The 13,953-nt window shown below is 74.5% G+C and carries 13 protein-coding genes; 8 read left to right on the forward strand and 5 right to left on the reverse strand.

All coding sequences use genetic code 11. The features are described 5' to 3' along the window. Positions 1-299: 299 nt before the first annotated feature. The 3 genes from PS271_RS22570 to PS271_RS22580 all read left to right on the forward strand — a co-directional run bounded on the left by PS271_RS22570 (position 300) and on the right by PS271_RS22580 (position 2,853). Positions 300-896: a DUF5998 family protein gene (locus PS271_RS22570; protein WP_398384116.1), complete on the forward strand. Its 597-nt coding sequence runs from the start codon at positions 300-302 to the stop codon at positions 894-896. Further along, positions 896-2,089, forward strand: a complete 1,194-nt coding sequence (locus PS271_RS22575) for an alkaline phosphatase family protein (RefSeq protein WP_398384118.1) — start codon at positions 896-898, stop codon at positions 2,087-2,089. Before PS271_RS22570 ends, PS271_RS22575 begins: the two co-directional genes overlap by 1 nt. A 74-nt stretch (positions 2,090-2,163) precedes the next feature. Then, positions 2,164-2,853, forward strand: a complete 690-nt coding sequence (locus PS271_RS22580) for a thymidine kinase (RefSeq protein WP_398384120.1) — start codon at positions 2,164-2,166, stop codon at positions 2,851-2,853. Here PS271_RS22580 and PS271_RS22585 read toward each other — a convergent pair. Further along, positions 2,828-3,622, reverse strand: a complete 795-nt coding sequence (locus PS271_RS22585; protein ID WP_398384121.1) for a VOC family protein — start codon at positions 3,620-3,622, stop codon at positions 2,828-2,830. The genes PS271_RS22580 and PS271_RS22585 overlap by 26 nt on opposite strands. 303 nt (positions 3,623-3,925) lie before the next feature. Between PS271_RS22585 and PS271_RS22590 the strand changes: the two genes are divergently transcribed. Beyond that, positions 3,926-4,762 (forward strand): sulfurtransferase, encoded by an 837-nt coding sequence (locus PS271_RS22590; protein WP_398384123.1) that lies wholly within the window; start codon positions 3,926-3,928, stop codon positions 4,760-4,762. A gap of 500 nt (positions 4,763-5,262) precedes the next feature. On the opposite strand, the gene sepH is transcribed toward PS271_RS22590, so the two are convergent. After that, a complete protein-coding gene (sepH, locus tag PS271_RS22595) occupies positions 5,263-6,315 on the reverse strand; it encodes a septation protein SepH (protein WP_398384124.1) in 1,053 nt (350 codons plus the stop codon). A gap of 381 nt (positions 6,316-6,696) precedes the next feature. On the opposite strand from sepH, the gene PS271_RS22600 reads away from it, so the two are divergent. After that, positions 6,697-7,809 carry a hypothetical protein gene (locus tag PS271_RS22600; protein WP_398384125.1) on the forward strand — a complete coding sequence of 371 codons (1,113 nt, stop codon included), beginning with the start codon at positions 6,697-6,699 and terminating at the stop codon, positions 7,807-7,809. Between the two features lie 141 nt (positions 7,810-7,950). Here the strand turns inward: PS271_RS22600 and PS271_RS22605 are convergent, their stop codons facing one another. Beyond that, entirely contained in the window at positions 7,951-9,327 is a 1,377-nt protein-coding gene (locus PS271_RS22605) for a D-arabinono-1,4-lactone oxidase (protein ID WP_398384127.1), read from the reverse strand. Continuing rightward, positions 9,257-10,558 (reverse strand): MFS transporter, encoded by a 1,302-nt coding sequence (locus PS271_RS22610; protein WP_398384128.1) that lies wholly within the window; start codon positions 10,556-10,558, stop codon positions 9,257-9,259. Before PS271_RS22610 ends, PS271_RS22605 begins: the two co-directional genes overlap by 71 nt. Before the next feature lie 142 nt (positions 10,559-10,700). Between PS271_RS22610 and PS271_RS22615 the strand changes: the two genes are divergently transcribed. Both PS271_RS22615 and PS271_RS22620 read left to right on the forward strand, forming a co-directional pair. Next, positions 10,701-11,828: a ferrochelatase gene (locus PS271_RS22615; protein WP_398384130.1), complete on the forward strand. Its 1,128-nt coding sequence runs from the start codon at positions 10,701-10,703 to the stop codon at positions 11,826-11,828. 45 nt (positions 11,829-11,873) lie between these two features. Next, the gene (locus PS271_RS22620) at positions 11,874-12,674 is read left to right on the forward strand and encodes an inositol monophosphatase family protein (protein WP_398384132.1); all 801 of its coding nucleotides are present in this window, start codon (positions 11,874-11,876) and stop codon (positions 12,672-12,674) included. A gap of 93 nt (positions 12,675-12,767) precedes the next feature. Here the strand turns inward: PS271_RS22620 and PS271_RS22625 are convergent, their stop codons facing one another. Continuing rightward, a complete protein-coding gene (locus PS271_RS22625) occupies positions 12,768-12,935 on the reverse strand; it encodes a hypothetical protein (RefSeq protein ID WP_398384133.1) in 168 nt (55 codons plus the stop codon). Between the two features lie 360 nt (positions 12,936-13,295). Between PS271_RS22625 and PS271_RS22630 the strand changes: the two genes are divergently transcribed. Continuing rightward, positions 13,296-13,949 carry a response regulator transcription factor gene (locus tag PS271_RS22630; RefSeq protein ID WP_030368611.1) on the forward strand — a complete coding sequence of 218 codons (654 nt, stop codon included), beginning with the start codon at positions 13,296-13,298 and terminating at the stop codon, positions 13,947-13,949. Positions 13,950-13,953 lie beyond the last annotated feature (4 nt).

Consider the following 13,953-nt stretch of genomic DNA (forward strand, 5'->3'; position numbering starts at 1 on the left):
GTCCCGCCGCTGCCAGGCCGGTCTGCGTCGTGGGGGGGGCAGAGTGCCCGGGCGGCGTGCGGCGCGGGCTGTCGATTCCCTGCCGGGCAACCCATGCCCGCCGCAGCGGCGCTCAGCCACGATCGTGCCTTCCGGCGGTGCCGTCCCGCCTCTGGGTGGTCGCTTCGGCGTCGCCGGAGGCGGAGGGCGCGGGCGGAAGGAGGGGCTCCGTGTGATGCCTGTCCCATCGGGGCCGGCCGGGCGGGGGTGGCGCGGACGCATCGGGCGGCTGGGGCCCGTGGGCCCCTTAGGATGGGCTTATGGCGAAGACCGGTACGACGACCCAAGGGCTGCGCGCGGCGATCGAGCGCAGCGGCTACTACCCGGCCCTCGTGGCCGAGGCGGTGGAGGCCGCAGTGGGCGGGGAGCCGGTCGTGTCGTACCTGGTGCACCAGGAGACGACGTTCGACTCCAACGAGGTCCGCCGCCACGTCACGGTCCTCGTCCTCACCGGCACCCGCTTCATCGTCAGCCACACCGACGAGCAGGCCGCCGACGGCACGTCCCCGTCCCCGTACGCCACCACCTCCACGGAGTCCGTGAAGCTGGAGCGGATCTCCTCGGTCGTGCTGAGCCGCGTCGTCGCCAACCCCGAGTCGTACACGCCGGGCACCCTGCCCCGCGAGGTCGTGCTGAACATCGGCTGGGGCGCGGTGTCCCGGATCGACCTGGAGCCCGCGGCCTGCGGCGACCCCAACTGCGACGCCGACCACGGCTACACCGGCTCCTCCACGGCCGACGACCTGAGCCTGCGCGTCAGCGAGGCCGGCGACGGCCCGGACACCGTCCGCCAGACCCTGGCCTTCGCCCAGGCGCTCTCCGAAGCCACGGCGGCGACGGCGCCGGCCAACCGCTGATGTCCTACGCGATGACCGCGGGCTCCGCCTGGCACGAGCCCGCCCCTCTCGACCCCCGCTCGGCCCCGCTGCCCCGCTACGGCACGGGCTCGCTGGCCGACCTGCTGCCCGCCGTCGCGGCGGGCATGGGGGTCCCGGGGTTCTCCACGGGCCTGGAGCTCCCCCCGGCCGACCGCGTGTGCGTGTTCCTGATCGACGGCCTCGGCTGGGAGCTGCTGCGCGCCCATCCCGCCGAGGCGCCGTTCCTGCACTCGCTGACGACCGGTTCCGCGCCGCTGACCGCGGGCTTCCCGTCCACCACGGCGACCTCCCTCGCCTCCGTCGGCACGGGCCTGCCGCCGGGCGCCCACGGCCTGCCCGGCTACACGGTGGCCGACCCGGCCACGGGGCAGCTGATGAACCAGCTGCGCTGGCGCCCCTGGACCGACCCGCACGCCTGGCAGCCGTACCCGACGGTCTTCCAGCTGGCGGACGCGGCCGGCGTGCACACCTGCCAGGTCTCCGCGCCGGACTTCCAGCACACCCCGCTGACGAAGATCGCGCTGAGCGGCGGCACGTTCCACGGCCGGCTCTCCGGCGAGGAGCGGATGGACTTCGCCGCCGACCGGCTCGCCGCCGCGGACCGCTCGCTCGTCTACACGTACTACAGCGACGTCGACGGCAAGGGGCACCGCTTCGGCGTCGACTCCGACGAGTGGCGCGGCCAGTTGATGTACGTCGACCGCCTCGCCCAGCGCCTCGCCGAGCAGCTGCCGCCCCGCTCCGCCCTGTACGTCACCGCCGACCACGGCATGATCGACATCCCGTTCGACCCGGAGTCGCGCATCGACTTCGACGAGGACTGGGAGCTCCGCGCGGGCGTCGCCCTGCTCGGCGGCGAGGCGCGCGCCCGCCACGTCTACGCGGTCCCCGGCGCCGCCGCCGACGTCCTCGCCGTGTGGCGGGAGGTGCTGGGCGAGCAGATGTGGATCGCGAGCCGCGACGAGGCCATCGAGGCGGGCTGGTTCGGCCGGCCCGGCGAGGGCGTCGACGACCGCGTGTACGGCCGGATCGGCGACGTGGTCGCCGCCGCCCGCGACGACATCGCGATCGTCGCCACCGAGACCGAGCCGAACGAATCCGCGATGGTGGGGCTGCACGGCTCCATGACGCCCGTGGAGCAGCTCGTTCCGCTCCTCGAAGTGCGACCCTGACCCGTACGTACGCTCACACAACGTCCCCGCCGCCCCCCACAACGCCCCGATCTATGAAAGGCATTGGCTTCCCCATGCCCGAGCTGGTGTTCTTCTCCGGAACGATGGACTGCGGAAAGAGCACCCTCGCTCTGCAGATCGAGCACAACCGCTCGGCCCGCGGCCTGCAAGGGATGATCTACACCCGCAACGACCGCGCCGGCGCGGGCAAGCTCTCCTCCCGGCTCGGCCTGGTCACCGACTCCGTCGAGGCGGGGGAGGGGTTCGACTTCTACGCGCACATCGTCGCCCACCTCTCCGCGGGCCGCCGCGCCGACTACGTCATAGCCGACGAGGCGCAGTTCCTCGACCCCGACCAGGTCGACCAGCTCGCCCGGATCGTCGACGACCTCGAACTCGACGTCTTCGCCTTCGGCATCACCACCGACTTCCGCACCAAGCTCTTCCCCGGCTCCCGGCGCCTGGTCGAACTCGCCGACCGCATCGAGGTGCTCCAGGTCGAGGCGCTGTGCTGGTGCGGCGCGCGTGCCACGCACAACGCCCGCACGGTGGGCGGGCAGATGGTCGTCGAGGGCGCGCAGGTCGTCGTCGGCGACGTCAACCAGCCCGAGACCGTGGTCGGTTACGAAGTGCTGTGCCGGCGCCACCACCGCCGCAGGCTGACGGCCGCCGCGGCCCGCGCCGCGGCGCTCTCGCCCGACGTGCTGCCCGTGGACCCCGACTCCGCCGGCGACCCGGTCAGCGGACTGTCCGCAGCAGAGTGAAGACGGCCCCTTCCCGGTCGGCGACCGTGGCCACCCGGCCGGCCGGCCCCTCGTGCGGCGGCCGCAGCACCCGGCCTCCCAGCTCCGCCACCCGCAGCGCCGCGGCGTCGGTGTCCGCGACCTCGAAGTACGTCATCCAGTGCGGGCTCCGCAGCGCCGCCCCGGCCCCGCGGATCGCCGCGACGGGCTTGTCGCCGAGCTGCAGCGTCAGGTAGTCACTGGTCTCCGCGTCCGCCGGCTTGACGTCGTAGCCGAACAGGGCCCGGTAGAAGCCGACGACGGCGGACGCCCGGGGGGTCACCAGCTCGTGCCACGCGGGCGTGCCCGGAACGCCCGTCAGCTGCGTGCCCGTCAGCTTCCGGCCCTGCCAGATGCCGAACGGCGCGCCCGCCGGGTCACTGGCGAGCACCAGCCGCCCCGCGTCCTCCGCGGACAGCGGCCCCACCCCGACCGTGCCGCCGAGGCAGCGGATCCACTCCGCGGCCTCGTCCGCGTCGTCACTGGCGAGGTACGTGGCCCACGCGGTCGGCAACCGCACGCCCGGCGCGAGCTCCCCGAGGCCGGCCACGTCGCGGCCGTCGACCGTGGCGCGGACGTAGGGCCCCAGCCGGCGCGGCCCGGGGCTGTAGAACGCCCAGCCGAACAGACCGCCGTAGAAGTCCTGGATCGACTCCAGGTCGTGCGCCAGGAGACTCGTCCAGCACGGGGTGCCCGGCGCGCGCCGGTCCTCACGTGCTCCTGGCCGGGGGGAGCCCCAAACCTCGGTCATGTCACTCTCTCCTCGGACCATCGTGGTGGCCGCGCGTCCCGCGCCGGGCCGCGGCGCGCGGGGGTGGTACGGGACGGGGCACGACCAGATGGTTGCACCACCGGCCGTCACGCGCCCCCGGCCGCGCCGGGATTCCCGGGTTCCCGCAGGAGAATGCCCGCAATCGCGGGGCAGTACCGTTCCGGCGCTCGCGCGGGCCGCGGAGGGCGGGGGCGCCCAGTATCGATCAGGTGTGCGCGGCCCCGCCAGAGGCCCGTTGACCGCACGTCCGACTACGCCAGGGACTACGTCAGGATGGGGGCCATGAATGCCATCATCACCGCAGCCGAACTCATGAACGCGTCGGCGAGCGGGCAGCCGCCGGTCCTGCTGGACGTCCGCTACCAGCTCGGGGGTCCGCCCGGGCGGCCCGAGTACGAGGCGGGGCACATTCCCGGCGCGGTCTACGTCGACCTTGAGGCCGAGCTCGCCGGGCCCGCGGGCAAGGACGGCCGGCACCCGCTGCCGGACCTCGCCGTCTTCGGCGCGGCGATGCGCCGGGCGGGCGTCGGCTCCTCCGGCGACGTCGTCGTCTACGACGGGGGCCTGGGCTGGGCGGCCGCGCGGGCGTGGTGGATGCTGCGGTGGGCCGGGCACCCGTCCGTACGGGTCCTCGACGGCGGGCTCGCCGCCTGGCGGGCGCAGGGCGGGCCGGTCACGGACGAGCCGGCGGCCGTGCGCGAGGGCGACTTCGTTCCGCGGCCGGGGGCGCTGCCGCTGCTCGACGCGGACGGCGCGGCGGCGCTGGCCCGCCGCGGGCTGCTGCTGGACGCACGGGCGGGGGAGCGGTACCGGGGCGAGGTCGAGCCGATCGACGCCGTCGCGGGCCACGTCCCGGGCGCGGTCTCCGCGCCGACCACGGAGAACGTGGCCGAGGACGGGCGGCTGCGCCCCGCCGCCGAACTGGCGGCCCGTTTCGCGGCGCTGGGGGCCGTGGACGGCACCGAGGTGGGCGTCTACTGCGGCTCGGGGGTCTCCGCGGCGCACGAGGTGCTGGCGCTGGCCGTGGCGGGGATTCCGGCGGCGCTGTACGCTGGCTCCTGGAGCGAGTGGTCCTCCGACCCGTCCCGCCCGGTCGCTACGGGCCCCCACCCGGGCTGAGCCCGGCCCCTGTTCGGTGCCGCCAGTCCGGGGCCGGCAGGCACCGCCGAAAAGGAGCGTGGTGGCTGGGCGCCGCTGCGGCGGGGGAGGGGCGCCGGACTCTTCCTTCCGCCGCGGCGGCGAGAAGACCCCGCGGCGTAGCCCGGCGGTGCCGAGCAGGCCAGGTACGACGGCACCGCCGGGCACGAGCGTTGTGGCTGAGCGCCGTGGCGGCGGAGGAAGAGTGACGGGCCTTCTCTTCCGCCGCGGCGGCGAGAATCCCCCGTAGCGCAGTTCGGCGCTGCCGGGCATCGGTGTTGTCGCTGAGCGCCGTTGCGGCGGGGGAGGGGTGCCGGGCCTTCCCTTCCGTCCCTTCCGCCGCGGCGGCGAGAAACCCCCGCGGCGCGGTCCGGCGGGGCCGGAGCCGCCGTCGGGGAGGGGCGTCATGGCGGTGCAGGTGCGCTGCCGTCTTCGCCCCCGGGCGTGACCGGGGGCTTGACGGGGGGTCACTGTCGTCGGGGTTACTCCTGTTTCTTGCGGCGGGTGCCGAAGACGATCTCGTCCCAGCTGGGGACCGCCGCGCGCCGGCCCGGCCGGACCCCGTCCGCCTCGGCCTGACGGTCCGTCGTGCCGGTCAGCCGGTCGCGGTGACCGGCCACGGACCGCGGCATGAGGACGTCCGCGTACGCGGCCCCCGCACTCGCGGCCGGTGCCGGCGGCTCGACGGCCTCCGGCACCTCGGACGACTCGTCAGCGGCCTGCGCGGCCGCGGCCGAAGCCGTTTCGGGCACGATCATGTCACCGCGGAAACTGGGCACCGCTTCGAGCAGGCTCGTCAGCGAATCCCGCTCTTTACCGGGCTCCTCCGCGGACTCGGCCTCCGGCTCCGGCGGGGCCGGAGGGCCGGACGACGCCTGCTGGCGGTCCAGCGACCGGTCGAGGGGCCGGTCCCGGGGCAGCCGGGCGATCCGGGGCACGAACGGGAAGCTCGGCTCGGGCGTGTCGTCGGTCTCGCCGATGAGCGCGCGGGCCTCGTCGTCCATCGCTTGAACGATCCGCCTCGGCGGGTCGTACGACCAGCTGGCCGCATGGGGCTCACCTGCCGCCCGGTAGACGAGCAGGACCTCCCACGTGCCGTCGTCCCGGCGCCAGGAGTCCCACTGCGCGGTGTCCTTCTCGGCCCCGCGCAGCATGAGCCGCTCGGCCACGGCCTCGCCGAGGAGCGGGCCGGTGTTCTCTCCGGGCCGGCGCACGGCCGTCTTGCGGGCGCGCTCGGCCATGAACGCGCGCTCGGCCAGGACCGGGCCCTCGAACCGCCGCACCCGCTCCACGGGGATGCCGGCGAGCTGCGCGACTTCCTCCGCGGAGGCTCCCGCACGTATCCGTGCCTGGATGTCGCGGGGGCGGAGATGGCTCTCCACCTCGATCTCGATCTGCCCCAGGCGAGCACGGTCGTTGCGCACGGCGGCGCGCAGCCGCTCGTCGATGGGAAGGGTGTACTCCGTGCTGTCCGCAGCCTTGAGCACCAGCCGTGTGCCGTCGTTGGAGACGGCCACGACACGCAGTTCGGGCATGGGGACCTCCCGGGTGGTGCCTGCCGACGTCACGTGCGTCGCTGCTTCCGCTAGTCGAGTGTGGCCTGCCCGGGTGCAGCCTGCCACAACATTGCCGAGTTGACGGGGGTGAGAGCCGCTGGGGCCCCGCCCGTTGGGTCCGGGCAGCCGGACGGGACACCGGGGCCAGGGCTCGCCACAGTACTCCATTCGGGCCACTGGGGGTGGAATGGCGCGCCATCGAAGTTCACGCGGGAGAAGGGAGTTGATCGTACCTATCGAGTGCGGAGCCGGTTGCACGGGTGTCGAGGTTCACACAATCGCCAGATTCGGAACTGTTCGTTACGCTCGAATGTCTCTTCTACCTGCAAGACGGACCCAAGGGCTACACAGAGGCAGGAGATGGACGACAAAGGCGAAAGTGAGGCAAAAGCAAAGAACAAGCGTCTGGACCTGAGCCTCGCGCAGGTCGCCGGCAGCGCCCTCGCGGCGGTGATCGCCGCACTGCTCGCGGGCAAGCTCGGGGTGTACGGCACGGTCATCGGCGCCGGTGTCGTGAGCGTCGTGGCCACCTCGGGCGGCACGGTCTTCCAGCACTTGTTCAAGCGGACCGGGGAACAGCTCCGCGAGGCGACCGCGCAGTCGGCGAAGCCGACCATGCGCCAGGTGCCCGTCCAGGACGCGCGCCGTGCGGTCAGCCGTGCGGCCGCGGCCGCACGGGGCGCCGGGCCCGCCGGCCGGGGCGCCGCGCACGACGACGCGACCCGCGCGCTCCCGCAGGCCGACGCGACGCAGATGCTGCCCGCGGCGGACGGCGACGCGGCGACACGGCTGGTGCACACGGTGCGACAGGCGCCGGGGCCCGGCGGCGCATACGCGGGCGCGCATTCCGGGGCGCGCGCTGGCGAACACTCCTCTGCATACGGCGACGCGCGCACGGACGCGCACCCGGACCCGTACACCGACATCTACACGCCCGCCACGACCCACGGCACCCGGATGCGCGGCTGGAAGCGCCCGGCGCTTGCGGCCGGCGCGGTCTTCGTCCTCGCGATGGGCACGCTCACCGCGGTCGAGGCGGTCAAGGGTTCGAGCGCGGACGGTGGCGGCGGGACCACGGTCGGCCAGATCATCGGCGGCGGGAACGCGCAGAAGAAGCAGGACCCGGCGCCCGAGCGGCCCGCGGACGACCCCGGCCGCTCCCACGACGGCGGCGAGCAGCACCGCCCCGGCGGGGACACCGGCTCCACCCCGGACCCGGGCGCGTCCCGGCAGGGCGGCGGCGACACGGGCAAGCAGTCGCCCGACCCGTCGGCGCCCCCGTCCTCCGGCGGCTCCACGCCCAGCACCAAGCCGGACCCCTCGCCGAACCCGTCCACGTCGCCCGGCGGCAGCACGGGCGGGGACGGCAAGGGCGGCAGCGGCGGTACGACCGGGGGTCAGGGGACGCCCACGCCGCCGGCCGGCGGGCAGAACGCGGCGGCGGGCGCGGCGGGCACCGTTCCCGTTTCGTAAGCACGGCTTGTACGGCCCGGAGTCGAGGGATCTCCCTCGGCTGCGGGCCGTACGTGGCTGATCGCGCAGTTCCCCGCGCCCCTTACGGGGCGCGGTGCACAGCGGTGGAGAGCCTGAGAGAGGCGCCGCGCCCCCGCCCCCTCACTCGCCCAGTACGCGCCGCAAGTAGTCGTTGCCGAAGACGCGCTGCGGGTCCAGCCGGTCCCGTACCGCCGTGAACTCCTCGAAGCGCGGGTAGGCCGCCGCCAGGTGCCCCGCGTCGCGGCTGTGCAGCTTGCCCCAGTGCGGCCGGCCGCCGTGCGCCGTCATGATCTGCTCGGCGGCCCGGAAGTACGCCTGATAGGGCGTGCCCCGGTACATGTGCACGGCTATGTAGGCGGTCTCCCGGCCGGAGGCCGTGGACAGGGGGATGTCGTCCGCCGGGGCCGTGCGGACCTCCACGGGGAAGGCCACGCGCAGCCGCGAGCGCTCGATCGCCGCCCGCAGCTCGCGCAGCGCCGGCAGGGCGGCCTCTCGCGGCAGCGCGTACTCCATTTCAAGGAAGCGGACCCGGCGCGGGCTGGTGAAGACCTTGTACGGGACGTCCGTGTACGTACGGGCGGAGAGGGCGCGGCCGGCGACGCGGGCGATGCCCGGCACGGCGGCGGGGACGGCGCGGCCCACGGCGCACAGGGCGCCGAAGAGCCCGTTCGACAGCAGCTCGTCCTCGACGAAGGCGCCGATTCGGCCGGGCGGGGCGGCGGGGCCCGCGCTGCGGTTGTTGCGCTTGGTGACACAGCTGGTGGTGTGCGGGAACCAGTAGAACTCGAAGTGCTCGTTCTCGGCGACCAGCTGGTCGAACTCGGCCGTGACCCGGTCGAGCGGCATCGGCTCCTCGCGGGCCCGGAGCAGGAACTCCGGCTCCACGGCGAAGGTCAGCGCGGTGATCACGCCGAGGGCGCCGAGCCCCAGCCGGGCGGCCGCGAAGACCTCCGGGTGCTCGTCCGCGGAGCAGGCGAGCACCGAACCGTCCGCGGTGACCAGCTCCAGGCCGCGGACCTGCGCCGAGAGTGAGGCCGAGGCGCGGCCGGTGCCGTGGGTGCCGGTGCTGACCGCGCCGGAGACGGTCTGCTCCATGATGTCGCCCATGTTGGCCAGCGACAGGCCGTGCGCGGACAGCGTCCGGTTCAGCTGCCGCAGCGTGGTGCCGGCGCCCGCCGTCACGGTGCCCGCCGCGCGGTCGACCGCGCGCAGGCCCGCGAGGCGCTCGGGGCGCAGCAGCAGGCCGTCGGTGGCGGCCGCGGCGGTGAACGAGTGGCCGGCGCCGGCCGCCTTCACCTTCAGGCCGTCCGAGGCGGCCCGGGCGACCGCCGCGGCGACCTCCCCGGCCGTCGACGGGGCCACCGTGCGCGCGGGGCGGGCGGTGACGTTCCCCGCCCAGTTGCGCCAGGGGGGCGAGCCGGCCGCCCTAGGCGACGACGCCCTTGCTGCGCCCGTCCCGGTCTTCGTGCCGGCCGTCGTTCCGGTCGTCTCCGTCATGCGCGTCAGACCCTCCCCTTGCCTGCGGCACAGGTGCCCCCGGCCGCTCCGGCGCCGGCGTACGGAGCCGGCGGTACCCCAGGAGCGCCACCGCCGCCGCGAGCGCTCCCGCCACCGCGGACACCGCGTACCCCGCGGCCGCGCCGCGGGCGTCCACCACCCAGCCGGCGGCCGACGACCCCAGCGCCACGCCGACCGCGAGCCCCGTGCTCGTCCAGGTCATGCCCTCGGTCAGCTGCGCGCGCGGTACGTGCCGTTCGACCAGGGCCATCGTCGTCACCATGGTCGGCGCGATCGACAGCCCCGAGACGAAGAGCGCCACGGCCAGGAACGGCAGGCTCCCGACCAGTAGGAGGGGGATCATACTCACGGCCATCGCACACACGCCCACGAGCCAGCGGCGGGCCATCTCCCCCTTCAGCGGCAGGAGTCCGAAAACCACCCCCGCCGCGCAGGAGCCCAGCGCGTACGTCGCGAGCACCAGGCTCGCCATGCTCTTGTGCCCCTGCTCGTCGGCGAAGGCGACGGTCACCACGTCGCAGGTGCCGAAGATCATGCCCGTCGCGGTGAACGTCGCCACCAGGACCTGGAGGCCGCGCGAGCGCAGCGCCCCGCCGCCCGCCCCCTGTGCCTGCGGGTGCGGCTCGGGCTCGGTGCCGCGCTGCGCGGTCAGCCAGAACACCCCGACCGCGAGAAAGCAGGTGGCCAGCAGGGGGCCCGCCTCGGGGAACCACTGCGTGCAGAGCCCGATCGACAGGATCGGGCCGACGATGAAGCACACCTCGTCGACGACGGACTCGAAGGCGTAGGCCGTGTGGAGCTGCGGGCTGCCCCCGTAGAGGGCCGCCCAGCGGGCCCGCACCATGGAGCCCACGTTCGGCACGCACCCGCAGCACGCCGAGAAGAGGAACAGCGTCCAGTCCGGCCAGCGCTGCTGCGCGCTCAGCAGCAGCCCCGCGGCGGCGGCCAGGGCCACCAGCGTCGCCGGGCGCAGCACCCGGCGCTGTCCGTGCCGGTCGACGAGCCGGGATATCTGCGGCCCGACCACGGCCGCCGAGATCGCCAGGGTCGCCGAGAGGGCGCCCGCCAGGCCGTAGCGGCCGGTGATCTGGGAGACCATCGTGACCACGCCGATGCCGAACATGGACAGCGGCATCCGGCCCATCAGGCCGGCGGCCGAGAAGCCCTTGCTGCCGGGGGCGGCGAAGATCGCGCGGTACGGGCTGGACAACGACGGCTCCCAGGGAGTTCGGAGGCGGGACGGATCGAGGGTGCCGTAAGGGATGTAGGTGGCTGATACAGCTTACGGGGGTACGTTTGCACGGCGCACCGCCATTTCCTGCCTGTCAGTGACGAGTGGCAGGATCGGACCCATGTCGGATCAGCCAGCGCACGCCCCCTACGACGCCCTGCTGTTGCTCTCCTTCGGCGGCCCCGAAGGACCGGACGACGTCGTTCCCTTCCTGGAGAACGTCACGCGCGGGCGCGGCATCCCCCGCGAGCGCCTCAAGGAGGTCGGCCGGCACTACTTCCTCTTCGGCGGCGTCAGCCCCATCAACGACCAGAACAGGGCACTGCTCGGCGCCCTGCGCAAGGAGTTCGCCGAGCACGGCACCGACCTCCCGGTCTACTGGGGCAACCGCAACTGGTCGCCGTACCTGACCGACACCCTGCGCGAGATCGCCGCCGACGGCCGGCGCCGCGTCCTCACCCTCGCCACCAGCGCCTACGCCTCGTACTCGGGCTGCCGCCAGTACCGGGAGAACCTGGCGGACGCACTCGCCGCCCTGGAGGCCGAGGGCGTCACCCCGCCCCGCGTCGACAAGCTGCGGCACTACTTCAACCACCCCGGCTTCGTCCGCCCCATGGCCGACGCCGTCCTCGCGGCCCTCTCCGAGCTGCCCGAGGCCGTCCGTGAAGGCGCCCACCTCGCCTTCACCACCCACTCCATCCCCACCGCCGCCGCGGACTCCTCCGGCCCGGCGGAGGGGCACGGCGACGGCGGCGCCTACGTCGCCCAGCACCTCGACGTGGCCCGCACGATCGCGGAAGCGGTCCGCGAGGAGACCGGCCGGGAGCACCCCTGGCAGCTCGTCTACCAGTCCCGCAGCGGCGCCCCGCACATCCCCTGGCTCGAACCCGACATCTGCGACCACCTGGAGGCCGCCCACGCCGCCGGCGTCCCCGCCGTCGTCATGGTCCCCATCGGCTTCGTCTCGGACCACATGGAGGTCAAGTACGACCTCGACACCGAGGCCGCCGCCAAGGCCGCGGAGCTCGGCCTGCCGGTCGCCCGCGCGGCGACCGTCGGCGCCGACCCCCGCTTCGCCGCCGCCGTCCGCGAGCTCGTCCTGGAGCGCGCCGCGACCGAGCGCGGCGAGCACCCCGCGCGGTGCGCCCTGGGGGCCCTCGGCCCCTCGCACGACCTCTGCCCCGTCGGCTGCTGCCCGGCCAGGGCCCCGCGCCCGGCCGCCGCCGGAGCCGACAGCCCGTACGCCTGACCCTCCCGTACGCCTGAACCCTTCCGTCCAAGGAGCACCAGCACCGTGAGCGACACTCTGAAGGCAGAACTCCTGGCCGTGGCCCTCGAGGCCGCCGACCGCGCCGGGGCGCTGCTCCGCGACGGCCGCCCGGCGGACCTGGGAGTCGCCGCGACGAAGACCAGCCCGATCGACGTCGTCACCGAGATGGACATCGCCGCCGAGAAGCTGATCACCGGCTTCCTCGCCGAGCACCGCCCCGGCGACGGCCTGCTGGGCGAGGAGGGCGCCAGCAGCGAGGGCAGCACCGGCGTCCGGTGGGTCATCGACCCCGTCGACGGCACCGTGAACTACCTCTACGGCCTGCCGTCCTGGTGCGTGTCGATAGCCGCCGAGATCGACGGCGAGGCCGCCGTCGGCGTCGTGGCCGCCCCGATGCGCGGCGAGACCTACCACGCCGTGCTCGGCCAGGGCGCCCACCTGGGCGAGAAGAAGCTGGCCGTGCGGCCCGCGCCCGCCCTCGACCAGGCCCTCATCGGCACCGGCTTCGGCTATCTCACCTCGCGCCGCGCCGCCCAGGCGGAGGTCCTGCGCTCCCTGCTGCCGCAGGTGCGCGACATCCGGCGCGGCGGGTCGGCCGCGATCGACCTGTGCGACGTGGCCTGCGGCCGGCTCGACGGCTACTACGAGCGCGGCCTCAACCCCTGGGACTACGCGGCGGGCGCGCTGATCGCCCGCGAGGCCGGGGCGCTGACCGGCGGCCGCCCGGGCGAGCCCGCCTCCACCGAGCTCACGGTGGCGGCCCCGCCCGCCCTCTTCGAGCGGCTGCAAGGCCGGCTGGAGGAGCTGGGGGCCTGGCAGGGCTGAGCGCCGCTCCCAGGGCCCCTCAGCGGCCTTCGCGCGGGCATGACGACGCCCCGGCACCCGCGCGGGTGCCGGGGCGTCGCCGCCGGGTCCGGATCAGGCGGCCGAGACCTGGACGCCGTGCTCCGCGGCCAGGCGGTGGAGATCGTCCAGGGCGGACTGCTCCACCTCGGCCGTGTACTCATCGCCCAGCCTGCGGGCCTGGTCCCGGTCGCTGCGGGTGGTCTCTATGCGCTGCAGAATGCCAGCGGTGAACGCGTCCATGGTGCTGCGCCCCCTCGTCGTGGGTCGATGGCACGGGGGTGTGCCGACGGCGAATCGATCGCGCCCCTGCCCCTGGATCGGGCGGGCGTGCCGTAGTGGCGTGCCGCCACTGGGCGTGATCGCGGGTGTGCAGACGTCTTCCCCAGCCCCGTCCGCGGGGAAACCTCCCGTCCGGAACCAATCCACGAGCGGACCGGAAACCGCTCGGAGCCGCACCCCGGCGGCGATCCGGAACGACCGGCCGGCAAGTCGGCCCCGGCGCCCCTTACAGCCGGTTTACCGAGGTTCGAGGCAGGATGGAGGAACCCACAGGGGTATCTCCAGCCTGCCCGCCCGGGCCCAAAGGGAAGGATCAACGCCGTGCGCGTACTCGTCGTCGAGGACGAGCAGCTGCTCGCCGATGCCGTCGCCACCGGACTGCGCCGGGAGGCCATGGCGGTCGACGTCGTGTACGACGGTGCCGCCGCCCTGGAGCGCATCGCCGTCAACGACTACGACGTGATCGTCCTCGACCGCGACCTGCCCCTCGTCCACGGCGACGACGTGTGCCGCAAGGTCGTCGAGCTCGGCATCCCCACCCGCGTCCTGATGCTCACCGCCTCCGGCGACGTCAGCGACCGCGTGGAGGGCCTGGAGATCGGCGCCGACGACTACCTGCCCAAGCCCTTCGCCTTCAGCGAGCTCACCGCCCGCGTGCGGGCCCTCGGCCGCCGCACGACCGTGGCCCTCCCGCCCGTCCTGGAGCGCGCCGGCATCAAGCTCGACCCCAACCGCCGCGAGGTCTTCCGCGACGGCCGGGAGGTCCAGCTCGCCCCCAAGGAGTTCGCCGTCCTGGAGGTCCTCATGCGCAGCGAGGGCGCGGTCGTCTCGGCCGAGCAGCTCCTGGAGAAGGCCTGGGACGAGAACACCGACCCCTTCACCAACGTCGTCCGGGTCACCGTGATGACCCTGCGCCGCAAGCTCGGTGAGCCCCCGGTGATCGTCACCGTGCCGGGCTCCGGATACCGGATCTGACCCT

The organism is Streptomyces sp. SCA2-17 (genome assembly GCF_044336695.1).

What these genes read in the sequence shown, in the direction of transcription:
- PS271_RS22570 (WP_398384116.1), top strand. Translation starts at nt 300, where the DNA reads ATGGCGAAGACCGGTACGACGACCCAAGGGCTGCGCGCGGCGATCGAG.
- PS271_RS22575 (WP_398384118.1), top strand. Translation starts at nt 896, where the DNA reads ATGTCCTACGCGATGACCGCGGGCTCCGCCTGGCACGAGCCCGCCCCT.
- PS271_RS22580 (WP_398384120.1), top strand. Translation starts at nt 2,164, where the DNA reads ATGCCCGAGCTGGTGTTCTTCTCCGGAACGATGGACTGCGGAAAGAGC.
- PS271_RS22585 (WP_398384121.1), bottom strand. Translation starts at nt 3,622, where the DNA reads ATGACCGAGGTTTGGGGCTCCCCCCGGCCAGGAGCACGTGAGGACCGG.
- PS271_RS22590 (WP_398384123.1), top strand. Translation starts at nt 3,926, where the DNA reads ATGAATGCCATCATCACCGCAGCCGAACTCATGAACGCGTCGGCGAGC.
- sepH (WP_398384124.1), bottom strand. Translation starts at nt 6,315, where the DNA reads ATGCCCGAACTGCGTGTCGTGGCCGTCTCCAACGACGGCACACGGCTG.
- PS271_RS22600 (WP_398384125.1), top strand. Translation starts at nt 6,697, where the DNA reads ATGGACGACAAAGGCGAAAGTGAGGCAAAAGCAAAGAACAAGCGTCTG.
- PS271_RS22605 (WP_398384127.1), bottom strand. Translation starts at nt 9,327, where the DNA reads ATGACGGAGACGACCGGAACGACGGCCGGCACGAAGACCGGGACGGGC.
- PS271_RS22615 (WP_398384130.1), top strand. Translation starts at nt 10,701, where the DNA reads ATGTCGGATCAGCCAGCGCACGCCCCCTACGACGCCCTGCTGTTGCTC.
- PS271_RS22625 (WP_398384133.1), bottom strand. Translation starts at nt 12,935, where the DNA reads ATGGACGCGTTCACCGCTGGCATTCTGCAGCGCATAGAGACCACCCGC.